The sequence below is a fragment of the Acinetobacter sp. PC34 genome (genome assembly GCF_051789135.1).
Classification (GTDB): domain Bacteria; phylum Pseudomonadota; class Gammaproteobacteria; order Pseudomonadales; family Moraxellaceae; genus Acinetobacter; species Acinetobacter johnsonii.
Genome location: NZ_CP196664.1, coordinates 2,482,482 through 2,509,084 on the forward strand (window position 1 = coordinate 2,482,482; position 26,603 = coordinate 2,509,084).

Genomic DNA, 26,603 nt, shown 5'->3' on the forward strand with positions numbered 1-26,603 from the left:
ATTTAATTAGCAGAATTTTAAACCACCGTAACAGTTTGATCTAAAGTTTTGCCCTTGTAAGCTTAAATTGGTCAGTGGAAAATCCAAAGTCGTCGTATTCATTGGAACATTCCCAACAACTAAGGCAGAACCACCGACACATCCTGTTAAAAGATTACCGCAATTTCGAGGATTGTCCGTTAGATCTTTATTAATACCCGCAATGGTTTGTTTTAAGACTTCATTGGTAATTGCCACTTTGGTCGTTGGGCTTAAGCTACCCAGTTCGACTTCATCTTCCATTGCCAGCCACCAACCTTTATTCGCACCAACCGCAGCACCCGTCCATAAAATATCTTGGGACTGCAAGGATAATGATGCTGGGTTGTTTAAATACAATGCGTGAATTAAGCCTAAACTTTGGTTCACAGTGATATCTGTTTTAAGCCCAGTAATATTGCCGGACACCTGTTTATCTAAGTTTAAAAAACCGAGTACTTTAGCTGTTAATTGTCCACTAAAATCAATTTTCCCAACAGTACCCGTCCCTTTTAAAGTTACATCCTTCATTCGAGTCCCCGACACAACTGTCGAATTAATCGTAAAAGGCGCTGTAGTTGAAGATAGATTTAAATTATAAGTATCAGACGTATATGAAATATCATAACAAGGGTCTAAAGAACCACTGACACAAGTTGTCCCAGAACTACTTCCGAGTAATCGTCCTTGCACAATACCATTCATAGTTAATCCTGTATCTGCAAAGGTCATGCTACGAGCTGCTGTCACTGAAGTACCAGATGCAGTTTTGGTTTTCATATATCCACTAAAGGTATTAATTCCATTAGGTATCGCATTATTATTTGCATCTACATCATTATTGGTACCTAATGTCATCAAACCTTTAATCTTTTCAGCACTGACACGAAAACCGAGTACTTCACGTGTTGCGGCTGAAGTCGGGTTTTTAATGGCAAACTGAATAAATGGATTTGTGATTAATGCCGAAGTTGCTGCACGCTGATCCGATGTATAGTTCGCATCATCAGGTAGTCCACTTAAAGAAATATGATCGATATCAATATCACAACTGTTGGCTCGAATGGAATTGTTGTCGCCACCGCACCCCAACTGAAGCTTCTTAATATTGGCATTCAGCTCCAATTCTGCACTTAGAGCCAACTTATAAAACCCAATATTTGATTGATTATATGTTTTCCCTTGTGCATCGGTTGTATTCGTCCCCTGCTGAAACTCTAGATTCATCAAAGATTGACCTTCAACTTCTGACAACTCCTCGTCATTTAAAGCGGTCATCGCATAACTTTGACTCAAGCCTAATGTTGCTGTGATTAGAATTGAAATTAAAGACTTATTCATTTTATTTATTCCTTGTCATCCTTTTTAGCGCGGCGTAATCCCTAATGTGCTACGCATAGCCCCACCCGTAATGGCAATATCTGCAACCTTCTGCATGGTACCTGTTGGAGACAATGCAACCTCCGTTCTAAAGGCAGTTCCTTGTCCACCTGCTAATGCCTTATGGTTAAATTGCACTTGATTGTCTATGACAACTGAGTCCTTTTGCATATGAATTTTTCCATTCAAACCTAAGTGACCCTGCATTTTGTTTAAGTTAAAACTTGAGGTTTTTGTTGCTGTTCCATTACTGTCGGTATTACTTAAACTAATAAAACTTCCTTTTTTACTTTCATTACTCAGGTCTGTGCTACTCAATGTATTAAACTCAAAATTAGATTTAAATGACAAATAGTTGCTTTGTGGTGTCCCACCTACAGCCTCAAGCCCAGGAATAATAAAGAGTTCGCCTTTACCATCTAACATAAAAGCAATCGATGCGAGAACATCATCTTTTTTGGCAAAGTTATTAATCGGCACGACTTCTTTGGCACAACTATTCACCCCTGCTGGACAGTTATACAGTGCACCCGGAAGCTGCCCGATTGCGATTTCAGCATTGGCAGCAAACAATAAATTATCAGCTTTGATATAGATTTCATTTTCATTAAAACCAATCACACCATTGGCTTTAAAATATGAATCAATATTGCGTAAGCCTGTATAGTAGTTAACTTCTTCTCCATGCTTACTCATCGCACCATCAATGACGATAATAGACGTTGTTTTCGGGTTGCCTTGACTATCTTCACCATAACCATCGGTTGATACCGCGATGTCATAGCCCAACCCATCCTTCACTGTTCCAGCGGTATTGGTATATTTCTTGGCAAAAAATGCTGCATTGGCATTTAGGTTATAAATTGGAATACCTAAGCCCCATGTCCCTTCGTTAGTATTGTTTACCGCAATCGAATTATCTGAAATAAAGCGGGCTTTACGTGCAATGGCTTGAAAATCGAGCCCACGCACAGCAATAAAAGCCATATTTGAAGCATTGCCCGTTGGCGATGGGTTATAAATCAGTTCATAGTTTTGCGCACCCAATATCGTCTTAATTTGGTCATTGACCACAAAACCCATTGAGTTGGTGCGAATGTTATTGATGTAAATCTGGCCAAAATCAATATAGGCATTTTGACTGTTTATTGCTGAATTAGGGTCAGTAGAAGAACGTACATTCAGCGGTGATAAGTTTGAAAATTCGATGGCATAACTGCCTGTACCAGTATGCCCTAATTCAAACGTTGTCGGTGTCGCAGCGCCGAGCAAACTATTCCCTGCACGAGTAAAGTCAGCCGATACATTTAAATGTAAGCCGCCCGCATTCTTAAAACCATAACCTGCAGATGCAACCACCTCATTTTCTTGAACATTGCCGTTAACACGGTTGACCGTATTAAACTTAGCAACACCAGTTTGGTCAGCATTCAACGCGATCTTGCCATTGGTTAATGCACCCGATGCCCCTATCCGAATTAAGTTCCGGTGAGTCGAGTTTGCTGAGCCATAACGTAAATCGACGTTTAACCCCGGATTTGTGGCATTGCCTACACGGCTGTCATGCACATCAGTTTTATCTTCCACTCGACCTAAAACAACAATATTATCGCCAACACTGCCCTTTGAGGTGAGAACTACACCTTCCGTTTCATCGATATAAAGATATCCATCAGCAGATAAATTGAAGTTGAAATCTTTTAAGGTTAAATCTTGATTATTTTGTCCATAGCTAATACTGGCATTCTGCAATTTAAAATCTAAATGCACCTTTGAGTCGCGGTTAAACAAACCATTCGTCGTTGCCAAGTACACTTCAAAAGGTGAAATAGTCGAAAGCTTAAAACTTCCTAAATTTTGGTCTGTTTCACCTGTTGCACAATTCGGCGAACACATCAGCATGATTTGGGCAGCCGTTGCGGTAAAAGGTGACACACTTGCAGAGAGCTGAATGCCAACCCCTTGCGTACCATTGGCTAATTGTGTTGTTCCCACATCAAAATCGAGTTTGGTTTTAATGTTGTTATAACCAGTCGCCGTTTTTACTTCAATATTATGTAAACCCAGTTTAATCGGTGTTTTTCCGACTTCCGCTGGATCAACCCAATTCAATTGTTTAATGTCAACTTTTGAAGCTTCATGGATAATTGAAATACCATCTTGACCCGTTACATCACTTAAAATCTGATCATTCAAAGCTTGTAATGCATAACTTTGATTCGCTGCACAGATACACAGTGTCAGAAGGTTTAATTTTATTATTTTATGCATCTCAATATCCTTTTGAAACTATATGTCTAACAGCGGCTACCCGCAGTGCCCGAACAGTTATAGCTAAAGATTTTTAGATTTCCATCCAGATGTAAGTTTCCGTGAACATTTAAGCCCATAAAGCCTTGTTCCTGACCTTTATCAAAAGTGGGGACAGTTTTACTCGTACCATAACTGTTATACGTTGAGGTATTGAAATATCCATTTTCACCACTTTCTACTGAAAGGCTGGCAAAACCTAAGTTACGAATTTTAAGGGGTTTATCATCGAAAAATTTTAACAGCATCGCAGTTTGTGGCTTACCTTCTTTATTCAGAATTGTGGTACCTTCCAGCGAAAATTTATCAATTTGCATGGTGCCTTGGAACTGCTTAAACACCAGCCATTTTCTTTGCCCATTTTCCTTATGATTATTTGGAGAAATAGCGATACGACACAGTTCTAATAAAGCGCAATCTTGATTTGCACGCATTTGATAATACGCTTCAGTGACAATAGCCCGCCCATTCGCATCTACACCATTGGTTTTGGAAATCGTATTTAGACTCATATCATTGGCATATTGATGGTTGATCGATAGCGTTAAGCTCAAATCTGCGCCGCCCTGCCCAGTCACACCGACCAGTTCCTTATTATCCAAATCTACCAAACCCGCTTGAGACAACATGGATAGCGACATCAACATAGTTACACATAATTTTTTCATCATGTCGGTATCCTATAGCCCTGTGGTCTTAATTTTTAAGTGTTGGATCAATACACCATCGATAGCAACTGAACCCAAATTCACAGGAACTGCTGTTCCAGTCCCGCGGAATACCACACCAGTAGATTGTGTCGCCGTATTGGCTTTGAGCGTATTGGTGGTCGGATCCCGTGTCACGCTACCAATCGAAATACTGCTATGTGTTGCGTTATTTCCTTGGTATTGAATCGCAGTACTCCCTGCCCCAGTTTGAACAAAATTCGAACCACAATAGGCCACATTACAGGTTGATCCTTTATAATCTGCATTGTTTCCACCTTGTACATCTGGGTAGTAGGTATAAATCTGCTTATAAATTTCAGGCACGTTCGGAATACGCGTGACTTCAAGAATAATATTGCGTCCTTCCGAACCTACAACAAAAGGCTGATACATATTGCCCAAGACCAAGTTAATATTTGGGCTATATAAATAAAGCCCCTCGCTCGCATCAAAGATTGGAGCCAATGAACGATCTAATGCGGGTGTGACTGCCGTACCGTCGTTGGTCGCAGCTGTGCTCAGTCGAAGGACTTTGCCATTCAACTGCGCTTTATTTGCATCTGTATTTTCATAGATTAATGTAGATGGATCATCATTAGTATTGATCCGAAGTAAGGCTGCCATCCCAAAGGTTTTATTTTGCTGGTCTAAGGTAGATGCTTGAGTTTGAAACATACGAACCTGTGAGCCATTTAAACTCAATCCGTTGGCAACCGCCTGTAAACGTATTCTTTGGTTTAAACTTAAATCAGGATCCGCAGCCGCATTGGTTGTTGTCGGTGCACCTGTAATAGGGTCCACTTTATTTTGGGAATTCCAACTGCGTGAAAAAGCATCCCACCATAGACCTAGTTTAATATTATTATCTGCTTCATTTGCTACAACAGTTGCTAAAGGCGCTTCCAGCCCTAGAAAACTCACATCTGAACTTGCATTCGATTGATGAAACTGTTTAATCCCCGTGGCTGTACCAGCGCGAAATAACCAAGGATTAACATCGCTTCCCCATGTAAAGCCCTGATTGCTGAAACGACTATTGGCATTATTATCAGACCGTGAAAGTGCTAAACCATAAATAAAGATGTCCGCTTTGGTTCGTTTCGTGCTCAGATCATCAGCATCGGTATATTTGGAGTAGTTCTCACCCACAGGAATAATACGAATGAAACCCGTGTCGTATTGTTGTGGATTGGCTACGCCACGGTTGTAGCTAGAAGCAGTGGAGAGATCATTGGCCCCTTGGAACACCATCTTGAAGTTTTCAGGAAGTAAAGCAATGCCTTCACCCGTAGTATCCGCTAGATATTCATCGGAAAGTGACTCAAGGGCAAATGTAGACTGCGCAAGTATGAGTCCGACAAGACTAGCTAAACAGGATTTTTTCAATCCTGCGGGATATATACGATTCGTCATCTCGACCATCCTTATTATTCGATGCTCCGCATCTTTATGTACTGCATCCTTTGCTTGGCATTTTACTCTGCGCACTATAATTTTTATTTGCGTCAACCAAAGCACTCTATTTCACAATTGATTATGCTGAAACTCAACACAAATGCAAAACCAACTGTCCGATAATATTTATTTTCCGATGAATGAATTGACATAAAAAAAGCGGATCAATGATCCGCTTTTTTAATATCAAAAACTTAGGTCTTTGGTAAAGTTACACCTGTTTGACCTTGGTACTTACCACCACGGTCTTTATACGATGTTTCACACACTTCGTCAGATTCGAAGAACAACATTTGTGCAACACCCTCACCTGCATAAATACGTGCAGGAAGATTAGTTGTATTCGAGAACTCTAAAGTAACATGACCTTCCCACTCAGGCTCAAGTGGTGTGACGTTTACGATAATACCGCAACGTGCATAGGTCGATTTACCCAAACACACAGTCAACACATTACGTGGAATACGGAAATACTCAACGGTACGAGCTAAAGCAAATGAGTTCGGCGGAATAATACAAACATCAGCTTCAATGTCGATAAAACTTTTATCATCAAAGTTTTTTGGATCTACAATTGCCGAGTGAACATTGGTAAAAACTTTAAACTCACGTGCACAACGAACGTCATAACCATAGCTCGACACGCCATAAGAAATGAGTTTTTGACCATTTTCATCTAAACGAACTTGGTTTTCTGCATACGGTTCGATCATGCCGTGTTTTTCGCTCATTTCGCGAATCCAACGATCGGACTTAATAGCCATTTATTCTTTCCAAAAAAGCTTAATTTCAATAATTGCGTTGTACTTTAACTGAAATCGCTTTCAATGAAAATAAGCGCGTTTAAGTTCGCAAAATTTCTGTCTTTAATTACTAAATTAAAAGCTTAAAATCGCAGAATAGCTCAGCGGAATCGAAAAACTCATCAAAACCAGTGATGCTGTTTTTTGCAGGTTAGATTGGTTCAGCCAACGAATTTTATTGCTCGCTAAAATTGACCCGATAAAAGTCCAAAAGAAAGCAATTGGAACAATCAAAACCAAAAACAGCGACATATGTGACAGATAATAATCTAGTTTTGTCCACGCAATGGTTGGGAAAATGGCTGAAGCAAACAATAATGCTTTAGGGTTCAATAATGTTGCCAAAAACAGTTCACGCGCCCGAATAGTCGGTTGATTAAAACTCACTTCAGCATCGGCTGTACGCCATAATTTGATGGCCAAATAAATGATATAGCTTGCGCTGAACAATTTTAAAATGGTCGGCAATAAAGGCAAGTGCACAGACACTTTTCCAATGAGGAAGCCCCATGCCGTGATTGAAATGAGATAGCCAAAAGCTTCTGCAGGAATGAGACGCAATGATTTACGAATACCGACTTGAATACCCGAAGAGGCAAGTAAGGTATTGGTCGGTCCTGGAGTTAAAAGAATGGTTATCACTAAACCAATAAAAAACCAAGTGACCATATTCACAGACCCACATATATATAACTATAAGCGTAATGACTTGCCATGCTGAAAGCAATCAAATTTAGTGAACCGTGATAACAGTTTTTTTAATTTTCATTCAATACTTAACATAAATAACGTATGAGGCCCTTACCCAATCTAGCATTCATAAAAATGACGCCACATGCTTTATTCTTTTTTCAAATCAATGATTTTATAAATCAAATAGACATGCCTAATGAAAAAAAAACTATTCAAATGATTTTTAATCAGTTACTTTTTAAAACATGCGTATTTTTATTCATCAATCTGATCACGCTAAATCAAGGATAAAAGAGCCAAGTGAATGGCTTTGAAGATAATAAAATGAGGAAAAGTATATGAAAAAATGGACTCAACTCACGCTACTTTCAATTGCACTTGCAGGTCTAGGAGCATGCTCAAGTGACAATAAAACCACGACTTCAGGTGATGCTCAAACTGAAACCAGTGCACAAGCATCCGACAAACTCCAAAGTAAATTTGTCAACATAGCAACAGGTGGCGCATCTGGCCCGTATAACGTGATTGGCACCAGTTTGGCTGAAATTTATAATAAAACCTACGGTGTAAATTCAAAAACCCAAACCACAGGCGCATCGGTAGAAAATCTTAACTTACTCAAACAGAAAAAAGTTGAAATGGCTTTTGTCATGAGTGACAGCTTAACCGAAGCACTGAATGGCACAGGTAGTTTTGCCAGTGGGAAAATTGATAATGTCCAACAAATTGCAGCACTTTATCCCAACTATGTGCAAATTGTGGCATCAAAAAAATCAGGCATTAAAAAGCTTGAAGACTTAAAAGGTAAGCGTATTGCCGTCGGTGCTCAAAACTCAGGCGTTGAAGTTAATGCGCGCACCCTCTTAAATGGTTTTGGTATTACTTACAATGACGTGAAGGTCGACTATCTAGGCTATGCAGAAGCCGCGGATGCTTTAAAGAGTGGAAAAATTGACGCTGCATTCTTAACCAGTGGTATCCCCAACTCATCCTTGATGGAACTGCAACAAGGTTTCGATTTACAACTGGTCGGGATTGATCCTGAGAAAGTGAAACAAATCGCCAAAAACCAAACCTATTTCCTATCTCTAAATATTCCCAAAGGCACTTATGGCAATGCAGAAGATATTCCAACTGCGGCCATTATGAATGCTTTAGTGGTACGTTCCGATCTTTCTGAAGATGATGTCTACAAACTGACCAAAACCTTCTTTGATAGTTTAGGACAGTTGGCCAACTCACATCAGGCAGCGACAGAAATTAATCTGGAAACAGCTCAAAAAGGCGTGGTTGCTACGCTACACCCTGGGGCTAAGCGTTATTACGACGAACTTGCAGCGAAAAAGTGAAGCTGAAAAAAAGTGCAGTGTTTACTGCACTTTTTCTACTCAGTTTATGCGGGCTGTTGTTCTTGCCTGTGCGCTATAGCGAAGTGACTGTTGCTCAAATGCAGTGCCGAATTTCAACAGCACAATTTAATTTGCAGTGGAAACATTCAGTTGAAAAAACTCGTTGGATTGAAAACTATCAACGAGAGCAACAACACTTTATATTGCGCTACACCGACCTGATTTCTTTCGGTGCAGGCACACCGAATGACTATCCCATCATCTTTCAAAAAGAAGGTATGGTCAGAATGAAAGTTAATCGGCAAATTGATCAAATCAACTGGATCATTTCCAAGAATATGCAAGGCAGTATCATCATTCACCAGAGCGTCTGGCCCATTTTTCAACAATATCCAGATTACACCTTGGTGCAAATTACAGCACAACAACAGCCCTTGTGGAAAGCATGGCAGATCGGAGAATGCCGATGACTCAAAATGAAGAAAAAGTTGCCCCTGAACAATTAGATGAGCAACAACAACAAGCCATTTTAGAAAAATTTGATCGTGAGTCAGTGACTCGTTCCCCAAGCAACAAATCTGTGGCATGGTTCATAGCGGCGATTGCTATTTTCTATTCCTTATTTCATTTATTTATTACCTTTAATCCACTACCCGAACTGATTCAGCGTTCCGCCCATGTCGCTATTGGTTTGGTTTTGATCTTTCTACTTTATCCTGCGCGTCAGTCCAGTTCACGACAAAGTATCCCTTGGTTGGATTGGTTACTTGCCTTAGCCGCTTTAGCAACCTTTTTATACCTTTGGAAAGAATATCAAGCCATTATGACCACACGTGGTGGTATTCCAAACACCTTAGATATTGTTTTTGCCATTTTAGCCGTGGTGCTGGTGGTTGAAGGCGCTCGGCGGGTCATGGGATGGATGCTGCCTATTTTAGGTTTAGTCTTTCTGTCTTACCCGTTTTTTAGCCACTATGACTGGGTCCCTGATCGTTTATTGACGCGTCCATATAGTATTAGTGATATTTTCGGGCAAATGTATTTAAAAACCGAAGGTCTTTATTCTTCCGCAATCGGTGCTTCAGTCACTTTCATTTTCCTGTTTATTTTGTTTGGTGCTTTTCTAGCGAAATCAGGTATGGGTAAACTATTTAATGATCTCGCGATGGCGCTTGCAGGACATAAACAAGGTGGTCCTGCAAAAGTTGCCGTCATTTCCAGTGGATTTATGGGCAGCATTAATGGCACAGCAGTGGCCAATGTCGTGGGTACCGGTTCATTCACTATTCCCCTGATGAAAAAAATTGGCTACCACAAAAATTTTGCAGGCGCTGTTGAAGCCAGTGCCTCGGTGGGTGGACAAATTTTACCCCCTGTGATGGGAGCCAGTGCCTTCATTATGGCTGAAACCACGGGTGTCAGTTATGGCACCATTGCCCTTGCAGCCACTCTTCCGGCTTTGCTCTACTATTTGGGTGTAATGGCACAAGTTCATTTCCGTGCTGGTAAAGACAATTTAAAAGGCGTACCGAAAGCGGATTTACCACGGGTTAAAGATGTCCTTAAGGAACGAGGACACTTGCTTATTCCGATCGTGGCTTTGGTGTTTTTCCTCTTTCAATCCATTCCTGTCAGTTATGCCGCGGTCTACACCATTGTCTTAACTGTGATTGTGGCGAGTTTCCGCAAATCGACCCGTATGGGCTTCAAAGAAATATTAGAAGCGCTCGTCGATGGTGCAAAACAATCCCTTTCGGTCATGGCAGCCTGTGCTGTGGTGGGGATTATTATTGGTGTGGTGAGCCTGACCAGCTTTGGCTCTGTCATGACCTCCTCAATTATGAGCATCGGTGCAGGCAGCCTATTTCTAACGCTGTTCTTTACCATGATTGCATCGATGATTTTAGGTATGGGACTACCATCGATTCCAGCCTATATCATTACCGCGACTATGGCTGCACCTGCTTTGGCAAACTTTGATATTCCAACCCTGGTGGCGCATATGTTTGTGTTCTACTTTGGTCTTTTTGCCAATATTACTCCCCCTGTCGCCTTAGCCGCCTTTGCAGGTGCTGGAATTGCAGGGGGCGACCCTATGCGCACGGGCTTCCAAGCCTTGAAGCTTTCTTTAGCGGGTTTCATTGTCCCATTCTTGTTTGTCTATAACCCTGCCATGCTGATGATTGATACAGCCAATGTCGCAGTCAATGCACGTGAGTTTGCTTTTCCTGCATGGACAACTATTGTGAGTATTGTCTTTACCTCAGTAGTCGGTATTTTGGCGCTGGGTGCTGCAGTTGAAGGTTACTTTAAAGTTGGTTTGAACTGGTTCTGGCGAATTTTCTTAGGTGTAGGTGCTTTATGTATGATTATCCCTGAAACTGTGACTGATATTATCGGGATTGTGATGGTGGTGATCGCCATCAGCATTAATATTATGCAAGCAAAAAAACAAAATCAGTCCTATTCACTCTCCTAAAAAAGAAACAAAAAAAAGCCCAACTTAATGTGTTGGGCTTTTTTATGGCTCATTTAGAAAATACGAGTCTGATCTTTTTCAGCCTGAGGCAGTGCGGCTGCAATTTTTTCAGCAATCTGCATATAGCTATCTGCTGCACTGTCTTCCACTAAAACAGAAGGCTTGCCCGTATCCGCATTTTTACGGATTTGTACATTTAAAGGTAAACGTCCCAACAGCGGAATAGCATATTGCTCAGACAGTTTATCACCGCCGCCCGTACCAAAAATTTGGTCTTCAAATCCACAATTTGAGCAAATATGGGTCGACATATTTTCCACAACACCCATAACTGGAATATGTACGCGGTTAAATAACTCAATGCCTTTGGTCGCATCCATAAGTGCCACGTTTTGCGGTGTGGTTACAATCACCGCACCTGTCACAGGAATACGTTGCGCAAGCGTCAACTGAATATCACCTGTACCCGGTGGCATATCAATCATCAATACATCTAAGTCAGGCCATAAGGTTTGATTGAACAACTGCATCAATGCCCCTGTCGCTTTCGGCCCACGCCAAGCCACAGGAGTATTGTGATCACCTGTTAAATGCCCAATCGATAACACTGCCAAACCATAGGCATCTAAGGGTACAAAATTTTCCGCTTCAATCATCGGCGTTTTGCCCGCATTGCCCAACATGGTCGGAATACTTGGACCATAAATGTCCGCATCTAAGACCCCAACTTTTAAGCCTAGCTTTTGCAAAGCAAGTGCAAGGTTTACCGTGGTGGTGGATTTGCCAACGCCCCCCTTGCCCGAGGACACCAAAATCACATTTTGAATACGCGGATGCTTCGGCACATCACGTTGTTGTGGCGCTGCTTTTTGGATGGGTGGGTTGTTAGGATCAGTTTCAACGGGTTGTGCAGCAACTTGGGCTGCTGAGCCTGAAGCATCAATCACTGGGGGTAAATTGCTTTTCGGTGCAGCCTCTTTTGCTTGGCTTGAACAGCTCTCACCTTCAGCATGCTGATGTCCACAGCCACCTGACTTTTCTTTATGTCCCGTTTTTTGTTGAATCACATGCATGTTTAATTCTTTGATACCGCATGCTTCAAGCGCAACCGCCAAATCATCATGAATCTGTTGTAAATCATCTGCTTCGGCAGGAAAAGTATTGATGGTAATTTGCAGAATATTGCCCTGCACATTCACTTGAGTAATGCGGTCTTTCAACGCATGGTTTGAATTGGGCAAGATATAGTTTTGCAGTACTGTTTGGATTTCTTCTTCCTTTACCTCCTGCGCAGGAGAAAAAACTGATTTAAGAGAAGAAAGCCACGACATATATGTACTCCAAATTCGAGTATTCAGCTGAATGCTATAGTTTAACCACAAAACGAACTTAGGTTAAGTTCAGTATTTATGGATTATGCCATGAAATTTAGTATTCCTAGCTTTTTAGTTGGTTTTATACGCTGAATATCAAAGGGCGAAGCTTAGTCACTTAAGCTAACTGAAAAAATAAAATCGGTGAATTACATCAAATTTGAACGTAAAGAATTGTAAGTACAATCCAATCTCCCTAATTAAGGTGATGTTATTGCATAGCAAAATATCTATATTCTATTGTTCTATCTTGACGCGATTTGGGGAGAAAAAAATGAAACTTTGGGCCGTGGTTGTTTTGGCTTGCACCATATCTAGCTTTAGTTTTGCAGATACATCAACCAATTCATTTAAAACCCCTGCGGGTCAAACGGTGACTATCGGTGATCAAGTTCAAGACATGCAGAAAAAAATCGATTTATCGCCCATTTCTATGTCCTCTACCCCAATCAACAGTGCACCGAATAGCCCACTTGAGACGGTATATGTATATGAAATTGCAAACTATCGTTATACCATCCGCACCGTAAACAATCAAATTCAGAGCATCATGTGGTTTAACTTGGACGCAGACCCTGCACTCAGTACACAGTCTACGCCATAGTCTTAGCGAACATTTAAGTCCGACATTCGCCATCTCGGACGGATTAAGCTTGGTCGTCTTTTTTAAACTTTTGCAGTGTCTCTGTGGCTTTCTTTTTCAACTCGTCAAACTTTTCAGTGGCTTGCACCTTGAATTCTTCCAGTTTAATTTCAGCCTCATGCTTTAACTCTGTGGCTTTAAGTTTTGCCTCATCCAGTTTATGCCCTGCTTCAACTTTAAAATGATCCAATTTTTCCTGCGCAACTTGTTTCGCATGCTCGGCTTTGGCTTGTGCAGACTCCAACTTTTGCTCAAAGGCTGCATCACCTTCGGCTTTACTTTCTGCTGCGTTCTGCTTTAAGTCAGTCAGCTGCTTTTCAGCATCAAGCTTCGCTTCAGTGGCCTGATGCTTAACATCTTCCAGTACTTTCTCGCCTTCGAGTTTTGCCGCTTGCGCTTTCAACTTCAAGTCTTCACCCAACTCAGTCGCTTTGGTTTTTAAATCATCGAGTTTATTGTCATTCGTCATGTCACAGCCCTCTTTCGTATTTAAAATTTTGCTTAACTCAGAGTTATACCTTGCTTTTTAAGTGCTGACGTCATTTGCATCATTTGGAAACAATAGCTGTACAGGATGCAGCAATTTAAACACCATCCTGTACCACTCAACGGAAGAGACTAACGCTTTAAAGTACTGATAAAACTGATGACTGCAAACAGCCAAATAAACAAAATGAAACTGCGGGCTTGAGTGAAATGGGTCACGTCTGCACCATGTACCATATTATGACGGCTGGCCGTGACACTAGAACTCGCATCCATTTTCAATGCTTCAAGGCTCAGAAAATACGGATTGATTTCACTGGCAATTTTAACTTTATGCCATAGGCTTTTGACTTCATGGCCTTTCAAACCCGGTACAATTTTATACACATCGACGAACTTGGTTTGATTTTGCTTTAAATACCCATGTTCAATCAGCGCATCCGTCAAAATTCCTTCAATTTGACCATAAAGAACCGTAATACAACCTGCATAACACTGCTGTTGATACAGTTTTAAGATTTCTTCAATCACGCTGCGGCGCTGAGCTTGGAATGCACCCAAATCCATCGCGTCGTAAGCGTCAAGCAAAGTCGCTTGGAAATAGTCCGTTTGGATTAAATTGGGCAACTGAAACTTAGTCATATCAGCTTCTTTTTCATTGGCCATTTGCCAGAAAAACAACAGATTGAGCACGTCATTGGCCATTGGTTCATCACTTTCATACTCAAGTTGATCCGCCATTACCGCAAAGTACGAATCTTCAGACTCGAGCTGACGGAGCGACTCGACCAATTGTGCATGTGGTCGACTACCCATTGAAGCAAGATATTGTTCAGCTTGTTGTAAAAGACGATTGCCCAATAGTTTGGTCGCTTGTGGATTTTGCGGAATTCGGGTCACGGGTTGGTCGAAATCAAAATCATCATCGATCATGGACGGCATACTCTTAAAAACGGGCTGAATCTAAGTATTATCGCTGTTATTGCAAAATGGATATATAACCATTTCTAATTTTCTATCTTTCTTTTTCCATTTGAGAGATTCTCTGAATAACGTCAGAACCTAATGATCTTGTGTTTTTTTCATTCCCTTTCAGGTTATTTAAATCAACATTAATTCTAATAGCAATTTCTCTTAATATAGGTTTTGCAACAGATTGCAGCACTTGATTTTTGCTTATGTTAATACTTAAGTTTGATAATTGCTGAATCTGATACTCTCCAAAAATCACTTCTTTAATTACTGAAACATTGTCACTAACGATCTCTATCTCATAACCCAACTCATCAGCTCGGTCTAAAATCGCCTGAATATTTCCTGCACCCCATTGATTTGAAATAACAAATTTTCCATCAGTCAAATCTAAAACCTCATCGACTTCAGAAAAATATCTATTCTTATCATTTGTCTGAATCACTTCATCATAACGCTTGTACATTTTTCTCCCCTTTCTTAATTCTTGAGGAAAATCAAACAATAAATCTTCAAGAGATAAAATATTATTATTTTTAATATGTGTTTTAATTAGTTCTAGTACCAGTTTTCTTTTATTTAACTCTAATCCGTTAAATAAGTATTTAGAATAATCCTTACTATTTAGATTTTTCTGTATTTCTCTTCTTTCTTCAGCTTTCTTTTGAGCTCGTATTTGATAATCTTTTGCCTCAGGCAAAGGTAACACTTGCTGGATATCAATCAAAATTTGATCTTGATATTTGTATGGTTTCATTCGAACACAAGTAATATCCAAGTCCCTCTCATTCAACCATATTACGGATGTAGTCAGTTCTTTAGAAAACTCAGCAGAAACTAGAATGATTCGAACATCATTACCAAAATTTGTTTCATTAATCGCATCTAATTCAATAAAATCCTCAATAGTTTCTCTAGCATTTTCTCTTGTAAAGCCTTCCTCTCCATTTTTGTTTCTATAGTCTACCAATACATCCAATGCATGCTCAAAAGTCATGGTAGAAATCATAGAAGCGTAACGAAGGGCCTGTAACTCCATATGATCACCTGTATCGGTGCGTTTTAACTCTATGATCACTAAATTTGCTTGTTTATCAATTGCTAATAAATCAATACGTTTACGTGAAGCATCCCATTCTGCATATTCCTCCGTTAAAACTAAGCAATCCGCTGCAATCACGCTAATATTCTGCTTTAAAGCTTGCTGTAAATGCTGACGCTCTAAAATAGATTCATTGATAAACGTTGTTCCATGTATGGCATTTAATTGACCATTCTCCAATAAGAATATGCTCATATTTACCTTATGCTATTAAATTAAATAAATAAAATTGCAGTTAGACTAACATGTAGAAGTTAAATCATCTCTTGTTTTTATTCTACTTTTTAGGAAGCATCGCTTTGTATTACCTCATTCATCAGGTAAAATCGTTGACCTTATATAAAATACGAATGAGAGAGTCATATCCGTGCGTAATATTTTAGTCACTAACGCCCTACCATACGCCAATGGTCCCATCCATATGGGACACTTACTCGGTTATATCCAAGCAGATATTTGGGTTCGTGCCATGCGTGCAATGGGACACGATGTGACTTATGTATGTGCGGATGATGCTCACGGTACAGCCATCATGCTACGTGCCGAAGCGAATGGTATTTCACCAGAAGATCAAATTGCCAATGTGCAAAAAGAACACATCCGTGATTTTGACGGTTTTGGCGTGCATTTCGATCATTATGATTCAACGCATAGTGATGAAAACCGTGTTCGTGCTTCTGAAATTTATGTGAAAAACCGCGAAGCAGGCAATATTGCCATCCGTCCTGTCAACCAGCTTTTTGACCCTGAAAAAGGCATGTTCTTATCGGATCGTTTCATTAAAGGCACGTGCCCGAAATGCAAGTCGGAAGATCAATATGGTGATGCGTGTGAAGTCTGCGGTACCACTTACAATGCAACCGAACTTTTAAACCCGAAATCGACTTTAAGTGGTGCGACGCCTGTAGAGAAATCTTCAGATCATTACTTCTTTAAACTGCCGAATTTCTCAGAATATTTGCAAAAATGGACGCGTGACCAAGGTCGCTTACCTGTCTCAATTGCCAACAAACTGGATGAATGGTTTGAAGCGGGTCTATCCGACTGGGATATTTCACGTGATGCACCGTATTTCGGTTTTGAAATTCCAGATGCACCAAACAAATATTTCTATGTTTGGGTAGATGCACCCATTGGTTATATGTCGAGTTTTGAAAACTATATCAAAGCTAAACGTCCTGATTTAAGTTTTGACGACTTTTGGAAGAAAGACTCTGACAAAGAAGTCTATCACTTCATTGGTAAAGACATCGTTTACTTCCACGCGCTGTTCTGGCCTGCAATGCTTGAAGGTGCAAACTACCGTACGCCATCAGGTTTATTCGTCAATGGTTTCTTGACTGTAAACGGTCAGAAGATGTCGAAGTCTCGCGGTACATTCATCAAAGCTGAAACCTATTTAGAGCACTTAAACCCTGAATATTTACGTTACTACTTCGCGTCTAAACTGTCTGATAAAGTTGAAGACTCTGATCTGAACTTGGATGATTTCGTTCAGAAAGTAAACTCAGATTTGGTTGGTAAAGTGGTCAACATTGCCAGTCGCTGTGCAAAATTTATCAATACTAAATTTGATAATAAGTTAAGTGCAACTTGTGCAGAGCCTGAATTGGTACAAAGCTTTATTGATGCAGGCGATTTAATTGCGAAAGCCTATGAAGCACGTGAGTTCTCTGCTGCGATTCGTGAAATTATGGCGCTTGCAGATAAAGCCAACCAATATATCGATGAGAAAAAACCTTGGGCTTTAGCAAAAGTTGAGGGCGAAGAACAGCAAGTACATGATGTATGTTCGGTCGGGATTAACCTGTTCCGTCAATTGGCTGTGTACCTTGCGCCTGTACTTCCGACTTTAGCGGCTCAAGTGCAAGAGTTCTTAAAACTAGACCGCTTTGACTTTGCTTCTGCTCAAACGGCATTGGTGGATCATGAAATTGCATTGTTCCAACCGTTAATGCAACGTGTAGACCCGAAAGCAGTTGCTGCAATGGTCGATGCTTCTAAAGACTCTTTAGCGGCTGCGGCTGAACCTGTAAAAGTTGAGAAGAAGAAAGAAAAGAAAGCTTCGACTAAGCCTGAGCCAAAAGTTGGCGAGGCAGAAGTGATCGGCATTGAAGACTTTATGAAAGTTGACCTTCGTGTTGCTGAGGTTTTAGATGCAGCTCACGTTGAAGGCTCGGACAAACTTCTTCAATTGACTTTAAATGTCGGTGAAGCTGAACCGCGTAATGTGTTTAGCGGTATTCGTGAGTTCTACCAACCACAAGACCTTAAAGGTAAATTGGTGGTGATGGTGGCTAACCTTGCACCACGTAAAATGCGTTTTGGTATTTCTAACGGTATGGTTTTAGCTGCGGGCAATGGCGAAGGTGTTTGGGTGATTTCACCTGAGTCTGGCGCTAAAGCTGGCGATAAAGTATCTTAAGGTTTAATCATTAAAAGAAAAGCCTCTACGTTGTAGGGGCTTTTTTATTATTTGCTGTTTCTCCCCCCTCATCCTAGCTTTCTCCCTCAGGGAGAAGGAACTTTCATTAGGGAATAATTTAATTACACGCTCTCTTTTAATAAAAAAGATGAGAAAACCATTATCTAATCAAATGACCAGCGACATGGATGTCGCCCGTTCACTAGGGGGCACATGGATGTGCCCTCTAGTGAACAAAGGGGTTTTGTTACTTTTGCTCATTCAAAGGTAAAGGGAATTAAATAAACAAACTATTCTGCCATTACTTTTTCATATCTATTTCGACAAGCGCTACAGAACTTACTTTGAAAACTAATTTCATCTCCAGTTAAGCTAGACTCACATACATCACAAATCTGTTTTGCCTGATATTGACATGAAAAACAAAAACAACTTTCTATCGAGTAGGCATTCGTCCAACATGATGGACATGTGCAAAATACTTCGTTTAATGAGTCTCCAAACATTGAATCTCTTCTCTGTTGATAGTCAACTTCTTGCTCTATAGCGGAGACAATCAATTCGTGATAATCAGTTTCTTTAAAGCAAGATAAACATCTATATTCAATTTGATGGGAATTAGTATTGTTCTTCAGAGGTTTAATGACATCAAATCCACATTCTGAACAATTAGACTGTTTGATAAGCTCTAAAATCTTAAAGTTATAGTATGTATTTGAATCTAAATCATTAATACACTGGTTCCTTTCAATCTGATACACCCGATCTACTTCTATTAAGATCGACCAAATTTCTTCACCAAAAATTTCTATAGGATCTCGTTGTAAATATTTTCGAACAAAATCATTTATTACATTAAAGCTTACTGCTACTAAGCCTAAAATTATCAAAGGATTTTCATCGCTATATTTATGCTCAATATCATTTCTAATTTTTTGAATTTTTTCTAACTCACCCCATTCTATCAAAACTTGACTTTCATCTAATTTATCCTTGAGCTGCTTAAAGTCTAATGTTTTTTTCCTTCCCTTTTCTTTTGATTTTAAAGGTATATAAATTAAATCTGGGTTAACTGTGTATAGATAATATTTAAAAAGTAACAAAATCCCTGAAAATAGATTTCTTGTACAGGAAATTAATCTTTTCGGATTTTCTTTAATTAACTCATAGTCTTCTATTCCAAGCTGAATTGAGTCAATTGCATTTTGTAGTATCGTCATTCAAAAGTTACCATTTTAATTTTTATAACGTTCATCTAGTCACTATACCAAGCTTATGCTAGAACAAACATATCACTATCAAATCTATAAGAATTCCTATGAAAAAATTGAAATCTAAACTCACCGTTCTAGGCTTATTAGCTACTGCATTTTCATCAACCTTCGCCCTTTCCCCACCTGCCCCAATCCCCCAACAAAAACAAGTCGCTGGCTATTATCAATACCAAGCGGGTGATGTACAAATCACGGCCCTGCTCGATGGCACCAATTTCATGTCGCCTAAACTCTTTCAAAACATTCCAGAAAAAGATGTGCATGAAATATTAAAGAAATACGCTGCCGACCAAGCCAAAGGCGTTCCAACCTCTGTCAATGCCTTCCTTGTGAATACAGGTCATTCTCTGGTTTTAGTGGATAGCGGCGCTGCGAGCTGTTTTGGCGCACATTTGGGTTCAGTGTTAAGCAATTTAAAAGAATCAGGCTATCAACCAGAGCAAGTCGATACCATCTTACTGACGCATCTACACCCAGACCATGTGTGTGGTATTAGCCAAAATGACGTGGCAAACTTTCCAAATGCAACAGTTTATGTTTCGAGCGATGAAGCGAACTATTGGCTAAACCCGAAACAGGTCGAAAAGCTCCCGAAAGAAAAACAAGCGGGCTACTTAGGAACTGTTGAAAAAATTAAACAAGCCATTGCGCCCTATCAAGCCAAACAACGCTTCAAAACGTATCAATTGGGCGATCAGGTTCAGGGCTTTAAAGTGATTAATACCGCGGGGCATACACCCGGACATTTTAGCTATGAGTTAAAAACCAAAGATGAAACGGTGGTATTTATTGGTGACATTGTGCACTCTCATACTGTGCAATTCGACAAGCCAGAAACCGCTATTGATTATGACATCGACCCGAAAAAAGCAGTGCAAACCCGCTTAAAGCAATTTGCTGAATATGCAAAAGGCGGGCAAACCATTGCAGCACCACACTTGCCATTCCCTGCTATTGGACATATCTATTCAGCAGATGGGAAAAGCTATCAATGGATTCCTGTGCATTTTAAGGATTAATTTATACGAAAATCGTCTCTTTTTTTGCTGAGAGTTAAAAGGCTCTTCATCCAAATAGAAGCTTGTTAAATCATAAAAATCCCCTCATTTGAGGGGATTTTTTTTACTGCTGTGGACTTATCGAGTTTTGTACAAAATGCGGAGAGCGAGGTCCATATAGCAACCCTTTTTGCTGCATCAACTGTGGAGCATACAACTGCGTACTCACACTGTTAGACAGTACATAGGCTTTGTCCGATAAGTGATTGGAAATTTGGTCAATCAAAGCACCCACTAACATTCCGACCAGACCTGCGTTGCTATTATTATTGGCTTGTTGGATTTTTTCCTGACCTTCCCATAATAATGTTCCGGTTTTTAAATCAACCAATTTCGCCTCTACCGCAACGGTCGAAACGGATTGAATCACCTGATACTTAGAACCATATTCTTTAACTTTGACATACAGTGCGGCATCCGCTCCAAAAATGTCATTGAGTTTCTGAATTGGAATTTGCTGCGCATCATAGCCATTGGTTACGCCGTTTTCTTTAAATAGCGTATCGACCACAGAAATGGGGAACACGTAATAGCCCGCTTCTGCTACAGGTAAAGTCACGGTAGACCAATACCCATAAGTTGCCCGTGTATCGGGTGTCTCATTCACAGGTGGCAACACCAAAATGGATTTTGGCATATTGGCATGATAAGCAGATAGGTCAAGATTGCTTTTTGGTGTCGTAGCACAACCTGTGAAGAGTGTCACAGCAAGGCCAAGTACGCATAATTTTTTGAAATGTTTCACTTCACACTCCCTGCCGCAGACTGGGCTGTCATTTTTTTCAAAAGACGATCCATTAATACTGCCGACTCTGGGTAGGTTTGACGTTCAAGTTCAAAATACTGAACAGCACGTGGCCCGTTATTGATATTCAAATTCAACAAACCCAAATGTGCATACAATCCCGGAGGCACTGCTGCATTTTTAGCTTTGGCTTTTTCAATATCTTTTTCAAGTTTGCCAATCTGTTCTTGTGGAGAAGTCTTTTCTGGCAGACTCAACATCAAATAGGTTTGCTGCGGGTATTCGCCCCAGCTATATAACGATTTTGGCGCTGAAACACAGCCCACCAAAGTCATGGTGCAGATTGCACCTAAAACCAATACGATTTTTTTCATTGATTCAAACCAGTTACTGCGCAGACCACTTATTGGTTTGAATATCCAACACCAAATTATTAACCGCTTCGCGTACAGCCAAATCTAAAACTTTGCCGTTTAAAGTTGAGTCATAAGAAGCGGTAGAACCAAAACCTAAGATTTCACGTTCACTGAGTGCATACTCGCCTGCGCCTTGCACAGAGTGAACAATTTCTGCTGTTTTGACATCTACAATGTTTAAGTTCACTTTGGCATAAGCAATTTGGGTTTTACCACGCCCCAATATGCCAAATAGCTGGTGATCACCAACTTCTTTACGGCCAAATTCAGACACGTCGCCCGTTAATACATAACGTGCGCCTTTGATGGCTTGAGAGGATTTAGTAAAGCCTGCTTCTTGTTGTAATTCAGCAAGGTTGTCACGGTTTAGGACAGAGAAATAGCCCGATTGCTGTAAATGCGTTTCTAAAATGGTTTTCGCCTGACCACCTAAACGATCAACATTGTCTGAGAAAATGCCACGCATGTAGCTTGAGCGGTTGTCAAATTTCCCTACAGAAACAGGCGTTTTAGTGCCAGCGTATTTAACGGTCGCCACTGCCGCTGTTACTTGCGGTGATTGAATTGTTTTTGACGTTTCTGTTGTTGAACATGCAGATAATGCTAAGCCACTCAAAACGGCCAAAAATATAGATTTATTCAAAATTTATCCCTCAAATCTTTAATTTAAAAATCATTAAAAAATCAATGGGATTATAACCATTTAGCTTTTCGTTACCTATACAAAATCCAGTTTTGTTGTTGTAAACCTTATCACTTCATGCCAAAAATAAGTTTCAAACCCAACACCGTCATTACGGCCCCTGCTGCGCGGTCAAATACGGCTTTAAACTTCAAATACACACGGCGCGGCTTTTCAGCAGACAATGCCACTGCAACCAACGAACACCAACCCGCATCAATAAAGAAACACAGGATAGGTAGTACAAAATAGTAATAGGTTGGGATTTCTTTGGGTAAAAGTGCAGTAAAAATACTGGCTAAAACAATCGCAATTTTAGGGTTGGAGAGCTGAGTAATTAAACCAGTCATAAAGGCACGGCGTAAAGTCATTGCTTTTGAGCTGGAATGATCTGCCTCAATCGGCTCTTTGGCATGTTTAATAATTTTAAACGCGAGCCAAAGCAAATAGATCCCACCACAAATTTTTAAGGCCAAATACGCTGACGGCACTGCCAACAAAAAGGCTTGTAAACCAAGTACAGCCAACAGACCAAAAACAGCTGCGCCTGTTCCAGTTCCCAATGCGGTAAAGAGTCCATGCTTTCGAGAAATCGCAATCGAATTTTTTGCTACATAAATCGACGTCGGTCCAGGGCTCATTGCGCCTAACATTAATGCAAAGGCAATCGAGCCCAAAATCCAAAATGATTCCAAGAGTGACCTCTAAATTGAGAGAATTTATCAGCTGCGATTTTACGCTAAACAAAGTTTTTACGATATTCACTTTATCAGTTATTTTTCACATTTATATCGTGATCAAGCCACAGCGTGTACGTCCATTATATTTTTTAATGATAAATAAAAAGCCTATTTTTAAGGAAATTTGGCATAGGCCATAGTGAAAACAACAATAGAGCAATTACTCAACAATAAACTTCAACATCAGTTATTTAGATCATATTCAATTTTAATAAAAAGACAAATGTGTATTAAAAATAGCCATCATATGCTGATTTTTGATTACAAAATATAATGGGGGATTGCTTCCCTTTTCATACATTTTTCATATATAAAAAGACTTACTATTTATAAGGTTTTATTTCTCTAAACCACATTTTTAACTTCATAATTTTTAACATCAGAATTAAAGGTGAACCATGCAAAATAAGAAGCGCACCCCATTAGACACGCAACAGTCCCATCTTTGGATCATTGGTGGTGGTATTGCAGGTATGGCTGCTGCTGCATTTGCGATCCGTGATGCCAAAGTCCCTGCCAAAAATATCCATATTTTAGAAGAACTCGATATTTCAGGTGGCTCGATGGATGGCGGACATACACCGCATGCCGCGCAAGCTTGGGTAACACGTGGTGGGCGAATGCTGACCGATGAAACTTATTTATGCCTATGGGACTTATTTTCCAGTATTCCATCATTAGAAGATCCAAACGTTTCAGTCCGTGAAGAATGTCGTGAGTTTAATGAACAAGTGAAAACCCACGCCAATGCACGTTTAATTGATGCCGAACATGTCATTGCGGATGCAGCAAAGCTTGGTCTGAATAAACTACATCGTGCACAGATGCTGCGGCTATTGGCTTCAAAAGAAGAAAAAATTGGCAGCCGCCGCATTGATGAGTTTTTTGATGAGGCCTTTTTTGAAACCAATTTCTGGCGCATGTGGCGCACCACTTTCGCTTTTCAAAAATGGCACAGTGCAGCAGAGTTAAGACGCTATTTCTTGCGTTTTATTCAAGAATTGCCACGCATTCATACCTTAGCGGGTGTGAAACGTACTAAGTACAACCAATATGATTCAATGATCCTTCCCTTACAGCGTTGGTTAATCGCACAAGGGGTCGATGTGCGTTTTGGACACTATGTCACAGATGCGGACTTCATTACCAATACTGAAACTCAAGAGCGCCATGCCTCGCATCTATACGTACAATTGCCTGAAGGCTCAGAGCAAATTAATCTGAAAGCCAATGATTTAGCCATTTTCACTTTAGGTTCCATTACTGCGGACTCACGTTATGGCGGTAATCATGAAGTGCCTACCCTCATTCGTCATCGAGAAGATCATGGCTGGACGCTTTGGGAAACACTGGCACAAAAAGCCCCAGACTTTGGCCGTCCAATGACTTTTTATGGCAATGTCGATGAACATAAGTGGGAATCTTTCACCCTGACCATGAAAGATGACGTGCTGCTTAAACGCATTATTGACTATACGGGGAATGAACCAGGCACCGGCGCACTGATGACTTGGTATGAGTCGGGTTGGCATTTATCCATTGTGGTCCCTGCGCAGCCACACTTTGCCGACTTACCTGAAGGCCTGTATACCTTATGGGGCTACGGTTTCCAAATTGATCATATGGGCGATTACATCAAGAAACCAATGTCCGAAGCCACAGGGCAAGAAATCCTAACAGAACTGATTAAACAGCTCGGTTTTGACGACATTTTAGATCATGTTTTGGCAACCACCAATGTAACCACTGCCATGATGCCATATGCCTCTGCCCTATTCGCCTGCCGTAAGCCGGGGGATCGTCCACAGGTAATTCCACAAGGCTCACAAAACTTTGCTTTCCTCGGACAGTTTGTGGAAATTGAAGATGACGTGGTCTTTACTGTGGAATATTCAGTTCGTGGTGCGATGCTTGCCATTTATGAATTCTTTGGGGTGGAACGTGAAATCCCTGAAATTTACAACGGTCTGCTTGATCCGAAAGTTGGTTTGAAAGCTTTGGAAACCGTGTTCCACTAAGCTTTTAATAATAGTGATAAGAGCACCTTTATGTCGCTACTATTACATAGTTTAATTTAAGCAACGTTTGGATACGCGAGTGTGGCAGGGATGCCACACGTTATCCATCATAACAGGGATGTTATGTATGGGTAACAAAGGCTTTTGCTTACTTTTGGCCTATCAAAAGTAAGGTTATTGCCTACGCAAACACCTTTTGTACTTTATTGAAATGTTGAGGCCGTGTACGCACCTAATTTTAAATTGGATAAAAAGAAAAATTAGATAAAACTTTATACCTCATTAGTAAATAAATTGACTAATCAACATAGGAAAAACACCTCCACGTTTTAAATAAAATACCGAAACTGACTAAGTGCTTTTCTATCGTTTTCTCATGATTTTAGATTTCATAAAAATTACAAAACTCACTTGAAGCTTTGACTGTACAGATGCAGCATAAGACTCATCTAAAACTTTAAAAACAAATCTATGAAACTAGCAGAAGCACTTTTATTGCGTAGTGATTTACAAACCAAACTCACCTCTTTACAACAACGCATCAACAATAATGTGCTAATCCAAGAAGGCGATGAACTGAGTGAAGACCCCAATGCGCTGATGGGTGAGGCTTTTAGTGTAAATACAGAGTTACATCATCTGATTGAAAGAATTCATGCGACCAATGCTCAAGTAAAACCAGCACGGGTCAATCCATGCTCAGTGTTTTAAACACACGTGATTTACTCACACAACAGCATCGTATAATTCAACAGGCCATCGATAGTTCACGACGTGAAAATGGTCGTTATAGTTCGAGTGAAATTCGCTGGGTTAAAACCATTACGGTTGCAGACTTGCAAAAACAAGCCGATGCAATTAGCCAGCAACTCAGGCAAAACAACTTAGAGATTCAAGCTTCAAATTGGCAAATAGAACTGGTCTAGCCAAGTTGAGCAACAACAGTTTGGGCATATTGGGCGAGTACAAGGCCTTTTATACGTTTGTAAGGCTTTAATTCAACAAACGTTTGCAGGAAGTAAGACGTCTACTTCACATTTTCACAAATCTGGCGTAGCACAATGCATCTTTTATACTGCACATCGCACCTTGCACCACCATGTACTGACAATATGCCTCCCTATTTTTACCTATTAGTAGGCATCAGCCTGTGGAGGCTTTTTCTGATTAAAAGCCATATCTTGTGATGGAAGTTTATAGTCACGATCATGCACAGGAACACCACCAATAATCATGGTACGAGCCTCAGTTCTAGGCTGATTCAAATCCTTTTTTGCATCACACGCGGTCAGTTGAGTGAGCAATAAAACCAATACTAGGGTAGATAAGGTTTTCATCATAGCCCCTCATTTATCATTATTGTGCTTTCAGCATAGCACTTTTATTTTTCCAATCCTATCGACTTTGTTACAACTCTTATCCATCTACATGAGGGTTCTCTGTGAATTTTCTTTATAAAATAAATATCAATC

Annotated in this window: 23 protein-coding genes and 1 pseudogene; 8 read left to right on the top strand and 16 right to left on the bottom strand. The window is 40.3% G+C overall.

The window, feature by feature from the left end:
* Positions 1-6: 6 nt before the first annotated feature.
* The 6 genes from ACSC9N_RS12140 to ACSC9N_RS12165 form a co-directional block, all read right to left on the bottom strand.
* Positions 7-1,359 carry a hypothetical protein gene (locus tag ACSC9N_RS12140; RefSeq protein WP_395474889.1) on the bottom strand — a complete coding sequence of 451 codons (1,353 nt, stop codon included), beginning with the start codon at positions 1,357-1,359 and terminating at the stop codon, positions 7-9.
* Between the two features lie 24 nt (positions 1,360-1,383).
* Positions 1,384-3,669, bottom strand: coding sequence for a DUF6160 family protein (locus tag ACSC9N_RS12145; protein WP_058952141.1), 2,286 nt, complete (start codon positions 3,667-3,669; stop codon positions 1,384-1,386).
* A gap of 26 nt (positions 3,670-3,695) precedes the next feature.
* On the bottom strand, positions 3,696-4,379 hold the full coding sequence (locus tag ACSC9N_RS12150) for a hypothetical protein (RefSeq protein WP_058952142.1): 684 nt from the start codon (positions 4,377-4,379) through the stop codon (positions 3,696-3,698).
* 9 nt (positions 4,380-4,388) lie between these two features.
* Positions 4,389-5,831 (bottom strand): hypothetical protein, encoded by a 1,443-nt coding sequence (locus ACSC9N_RS12155; RefSeq protein ID WP_058952143.1) that lies wholly within the window; start codon positions 5,829-5,831, stop codon positions 4,389-4,391.
* Between the two features lie 236 nt (positions 5,832-6,067).
* The gene (dcd, locus tag ACSC9N_RS12160) at positions 6,068-6,637 is read right to left on the bottom strand and encodes a dCTP deaminase (protein WP_004694514.1); all 570 of its coding nucleotides are present in this window, start codon (positions 6,635-6,637) and stop codon (positions 6,068-6,070) included.
* Positions 6,638-6,751: 114 nt separating this feature from the next.
* Positions 6,752-7,345 carry a LysE family translocator gene (locus tag ACSC9N_RS12165; protein ID WP_004694517.1) on the bottom strand — a complete coding sequence of 198 codons (594 nt, stop codon included), beginning with the start codon at positions 7,343-7,345 and terminating at the stop codon, positions 6,752-6,754.
* Positions 7,346-7,707: 362 nt separating this feature from the next.
* Here ACSC9N_RS12165 and ACSC9N_RS12170 point away from each other — a divergent pair, with 362 nt between their 5' ends.
* The 3 genes from ACSC9N_RS12170 to ACSC9N_RS12180 are packed head-to-tail and all read left to right on the top strand — an operon-like array spanning position 7,708 to position 11,197.
* Positions 7,708-8,718 carry a TAXI family TRAP transporter solute-binding subunit gene (locus ACSC9N_RS12170; RefSeq protein WP_058952144.1) on the top strand — a complete coding sequence of 337 codons (1,011 nt, stop codon included), beginning with the start codon at positions 7,708-7,710 and terminating at the stop codon, positions 8,716-8,718.
* On the top strand, positions 8,715-9,188 hold the full coding sequence (locus tag ACSC9N_RS12175; RefSeq protein ID WP_058952145.1) for a DUF1850 domain-containing protein: 474 nt from the start codon (positions 8,715-8,717) through the stop codon (positions 9,186-9,188). The genes ACSC9N_RS12170 and ACSC9N_RS12175 overlap by 4 nt, the downstream gene beginning before the upstream one ends.
* Entirely contained in the window at positions 9,185-11,197 is a 2,013-nt protein-coding gene (locus ACSC9N_RS12180; protein ID WP_058952146.1) for a TRAP transporter permease, read from the top strand. Before ACSC9N_RS12175 ends, ACSC9N_RS12180 begins: the two co-directional genes overlap by 4 nt.
* Before the next feature lie 53 nt (positions 11,198-11,250).
* On the opposite strand, the gene apbC is transcribed toward ACSC9N_RS12180, so the two are convergent.
* On the bottom strand, positions 11,251-12,528 hold the full coding sequence (gene apbC / locus ACSC9N_RS12185; protein ID WP_058952147.1) for an iron-sulfur cluster carrier protein ApbC: 1,278 nt from the start codon (positions 12,526-12,528) through the stop codon (positions 11,251-11,253).
* Positions 12,529-12,844: 316 nt separating this feature from the next.
* On the opposite strand from apbC, the gene ACSC9N_RS12190 reads away from it, so the two are divergent.
* Positions 12,845-13,174 (top strand): hypothetical protein, encoded by a 330-nt coding sequence (locus ACSC9N_RS12190; RefSeq protein WP_058952148.1) that lies wholly within the window; start codon positions 12,845-12,847, stop codon positions 13,172-13,174.
* Between the two features lie 43 nt (positions 13,175-13,217).
* Here the strand turns inward: ACSC9N_RS12190 and ACSC9N_RS12195 are convergent, their stop codons facing one another.
* The 3 genes from ACSC9N_RS12195 to ACSC9N_RS12205 all read right to left on the bottom strand — a co-directional run bounded on the left by ACSC9N_RS12195 (position 13,218) and on the right by ACSC9N_RS12205 (position 15,968).
* Positions 13,218-13,682 carry a hypothetical protein gene (locus ACSC9N_RS12195; RefSeq protein WP_004981189.1) on the bottom strand — a complete coding sequence of 155 codons (465 nt, stop codon included), beginning with the start codon at positions 13,680-13,682 and terminating at the stop codon, positions 13,218-13,220.
* 149 nt (positions 13,683-13,831) lie between these two features.
* Positions 13,832-14,632, bottom strand: coding sequence for a hypothetical protein (locus ACSC9N_RS12200; protein WP_058952149.1), 801 nt, complete (start codon positions 14,630-14,632; stop codon positions 13,832-13,834).
* A gap of 82 nt (positions 14,633-14,714) precedes the next feature.
* Positions 14,715-15,968 (bottom strand): hypothetical protein, encoded by a 1,254-nt coding sequence (locus ACSC9N_RS12205; protein WP_081316833.1) that lies wholly within the window; start codon positions 15,966-15,968, stop codon positions 14,715-14,717.
* 172 nt (positions 15,969-16,140) lie between these two features.
* Between ACSC9N_RS12205 and metG the strand changes: the two genes are divergently transcribed.
* Positions 16,141-18,198, top strand: coding sequence for a methionine--tRNA ligase (metG, locus tag ACSC9N_RS12210; RefSeq protein WP_058952150.1), 2,058 nt, complete (start codon positions 16,141-16,143; stop codon positions 18,196-18,198).
* A gap of 290 nt (positions 18,199-18,488) precedes the next feature.
* Here the strand turns inward: metG and ACSC9N_RS12215 are convergent, their stop codons facing one another.
* Positions 18,489-19,418, bottom strand: coding sequence for a hypothetical protein (locus ACSC9N_RS12215; RefSeq protein WP_058952151.1), 930 nt, complete (start codon positions 19,416-19,418; stop codon positions 18,489-18,491).
* Positions 19,419-19,516: 98 nt separating this feature from the next.
* Here ACSC9N_RS12215 and ACSC9N_RS12220 point away from each other — a divergent pair, with 98 nt between their 5' ends.
* On the top strand, positions 19,517-20,491 hold the full coding sequence (locus ACSC9N_RS12220) for an MBL fold metallo-hydrolase (RefSeq protein ID WP_058952152.1): 975 nt from the start codon (positions 19,517-19,519) through the stop codon (positions 20,489-20,491).
* A gap of 103 nt (positions 20,492-20,594) precedes the next feature.
* Here the strand turns inward: ACSC9N_RS12220 and ACSC9N_RS12225 are convergent, their stop codons facing one another.
* The 4 genes from ACSC9N_RS12225 to ACSC9N_RS12240 form a co-directional block, all read right to left on the bottom strand.
* Positions 20,595-21,275 carry a DUF799 domain-containing protein gene (locus ACSC9N_RS12225; protein WP_058952153.1) on the bottom strand — a complete coding sequence of 227 codons (681 nt, stop codon included), beginning with the start codon at positions 21,273-21,275 and terminating at the stop codon, positions 20,595-20,597.
* Positions 21,272-21,649 (bottom strand): DUF4810 domain-containing protein, encoded by a 378-nt coding sequence (locus ACSC9N_RS12230; protein WP_058952154.1) that lies wholly within the window; start codon positions 21,647-21,649, stop codon positions 21,272-21,274. The genes ACSC9N_RS12225 and ACSC9N_RS12230 overlap by 4 nt, the downstream gene beginning before the upstream one ends.
* 13 nt (positions 21,650-21,662) lie before the next feature.
* The gene (locus ACSC9N_RS12235) at positions 21,663-22,334 is read right to left on the bottom strand and encodes a CsgG/HfaB family protein (RefSeq protein ID WP_058869141.1); all 672 of its coding nucleotides are present in this window, start codon (positions 22,332-22,334) and stop codon (positions 21,663-21,665) included.
* A 110-nt stretch (positions 22,335-22,444) separates the two neighbouring features.
* On the bottom strand, positions 22,445-23,068 hold the full coding sequence (locus ACSC9N_RS12240) for a LysE family translocator (RefSeq protein WP_005399945.1): 624 nt from the start codon (positions 23,066-23,068) through the stop codon (positions 22,445-22,447).
* Positions 23,069-23,511: 443 nt separating this feature from the next.
* On the opposite strand from ACSC9N_RS12240, the gene ACSC9N_RS12245 reads away from it, so the two are divergent.
* Together ACSC9N_RS12245 and ACSC9N_RS12250 are read left to right on the top strand one after the other, a co-directional pair.
* A complete protein-coding gene (locus ACSC9N_RS12245; RefSeq protein ID WP_058952156.1) occupies positions 23,512-25,131 on the top strand; it encodes an oleate hydratase in 1,620 nt (539 codons plus the stop codon).
* A gap of 471 nt (positions 25,132-25,602) precedes the next feature.
* Positions 25,603-26,057 (top strand): annotated as a pseudogene (locus tag ACSC9N_RS12250) (DIP1984 family protein).
* Positions 26,058-26,264: 207 nt separating this feature from the next.
* Here the strand turns inward: ACSC9N_RS12250 and ACSC9N_RS12255 are convergent.
* Positions 26,265-26,468, bottom strand: coding sequence for an NF038215 family lipoprotein (locus ACSC9N_RS12255; protein WP_058952158.1), 204 nt, complete (start codon positions 26,466-26,468; stop codon positions 26,265-26,267).
* Between the last annotated feature and the right edge of the window lie 135 nt (positions 26,469-26,603).

Bases quoted from the DNA above. Each gene is read 5' to 3' on its own strand.
- ACSC9N_RS12180 (WP_058952146.1), top strand. From the start codon at position 9,185: ATGACTCAAAATGAAGAAAAAGTTGCCCCTGAACAATTAGATGAGCAA.
- ACSC9N_RS12165 (WP_004694517.1), bottom strand. From the start codon at position 7,345: ATGGTCACTTGGTTTTTTATTGGTTTAGTGATAACCATTCTTTTAACT.
- ACSC9N_RS12145 (WP_058952141.1), bottom strand. From the start codon at position 3,669: ATGCATAAAATAATAAAATTAAACCTTCTGACACTGTGTATCTGTGCA.
- ACSC9N_RS12215 (WP_058952151.1), bottom strand. From the start codon at position 19,418: ATGACGATACTACAAAATGCAATTGACTCAATTCAGCTTGGAATAGAA.
- ACSC9N_RS12140 (WP_395474889.1), bottom strand. From the start codon at position 1,359: ATGAATAAGTCTTTAATTTCAATTCTAATCACAGCAACATTAGGCTTG.
- ACSC9N_RS12170 (WP_058952144.1), top strand. From the start codon at position 7,708: ATGAAAAAATGGACTCAACTCACGCTACTTTCAATTGCACTTGCAGGT.
- ACSC9N_RS12245 (WP_058952156.1), top strand. From the start codon at position 23,512: ATGCAAAATAAGAAGCGCACCCCATTAGACACGCAACAGTCCCATCTT.
- ACSC9N_RS12150 (WP_058952142.1), bottom strand. From the start codon at position 4,379: ATGATGAAAAAATTATGTGTAACTATGTTGATGTCGCTATCCATGTTG.
- ACSC9N_RS12230 (WP_058952154.1), bottom strand. From the start codon at position 21,649: ATGAAAAAAATCGTATTGGTTTTAGGTGCAATCTGCACCATGACTTTG.
- ACSC9N_RS12155 (WP_058952143.1), bottom strand. From the start codon at position 5,831: ATGACGAATCGTATATATCCCGCAGGATTGAAAAAATCCTGTTTAGCT.
- dcd (WP_004694514.1), bottom strand. From the start codon at position 6,637: ATGGCTATTAAGTCCGATCGTTGGATTCGCGAAATGAGCGAAAAACAC.
- ACSC9N_RS12190 (WP_058952148.1), top strand. From the start codon at position 12,845: ATGAAACTTTGGGCCGTGGTTGTTTTGGCTTGCACCATATCTAGCTTT.
- ACSC9N_RS12200 (WP_058952149.1), bottom strand. From the start codon at position 14,632: ATGATCGATGATGATTTTGATTTCGACCAACCCGTGACCCGAATTCCG.
- ACSC9N_RS12205 (WP_081316833.1), bottom strand. From the start codon at position 15,968: ATGAGCATATTCTTATTGGAGAATGGTCAATTAAATGCCATACATGGA.
- apbC (WP_058952147.1), bottom strand. From the start codon at position 12,528: ATGTCGTGGCTTTCTTCTCTTAAATCAGTTTTTTCTCCTGCGCAGGAG.
- ACSC9N_RS12195 (WP_004981189.1), bottom strand. From the start codon at position 13,682: ATGACGAATGACAATAAACTCGATGATTTAAAAACCAAAGCGACTGAG.
- ACSC9N_RS12220 (WP_058952152.1), top strand. From the start codon at position 19,517: ATGAAAAAATTGAAATCTAAACTCACCGTTCTAGGCTTATTAGCTACT.
- ACSC9N_RS12255 (WP_058952158.1), bottom strand. From the start codon at position 26,468: ATGAAAACCTTATCTACCCTAGTATTGGTTTTATTGCTCACTCAACTG.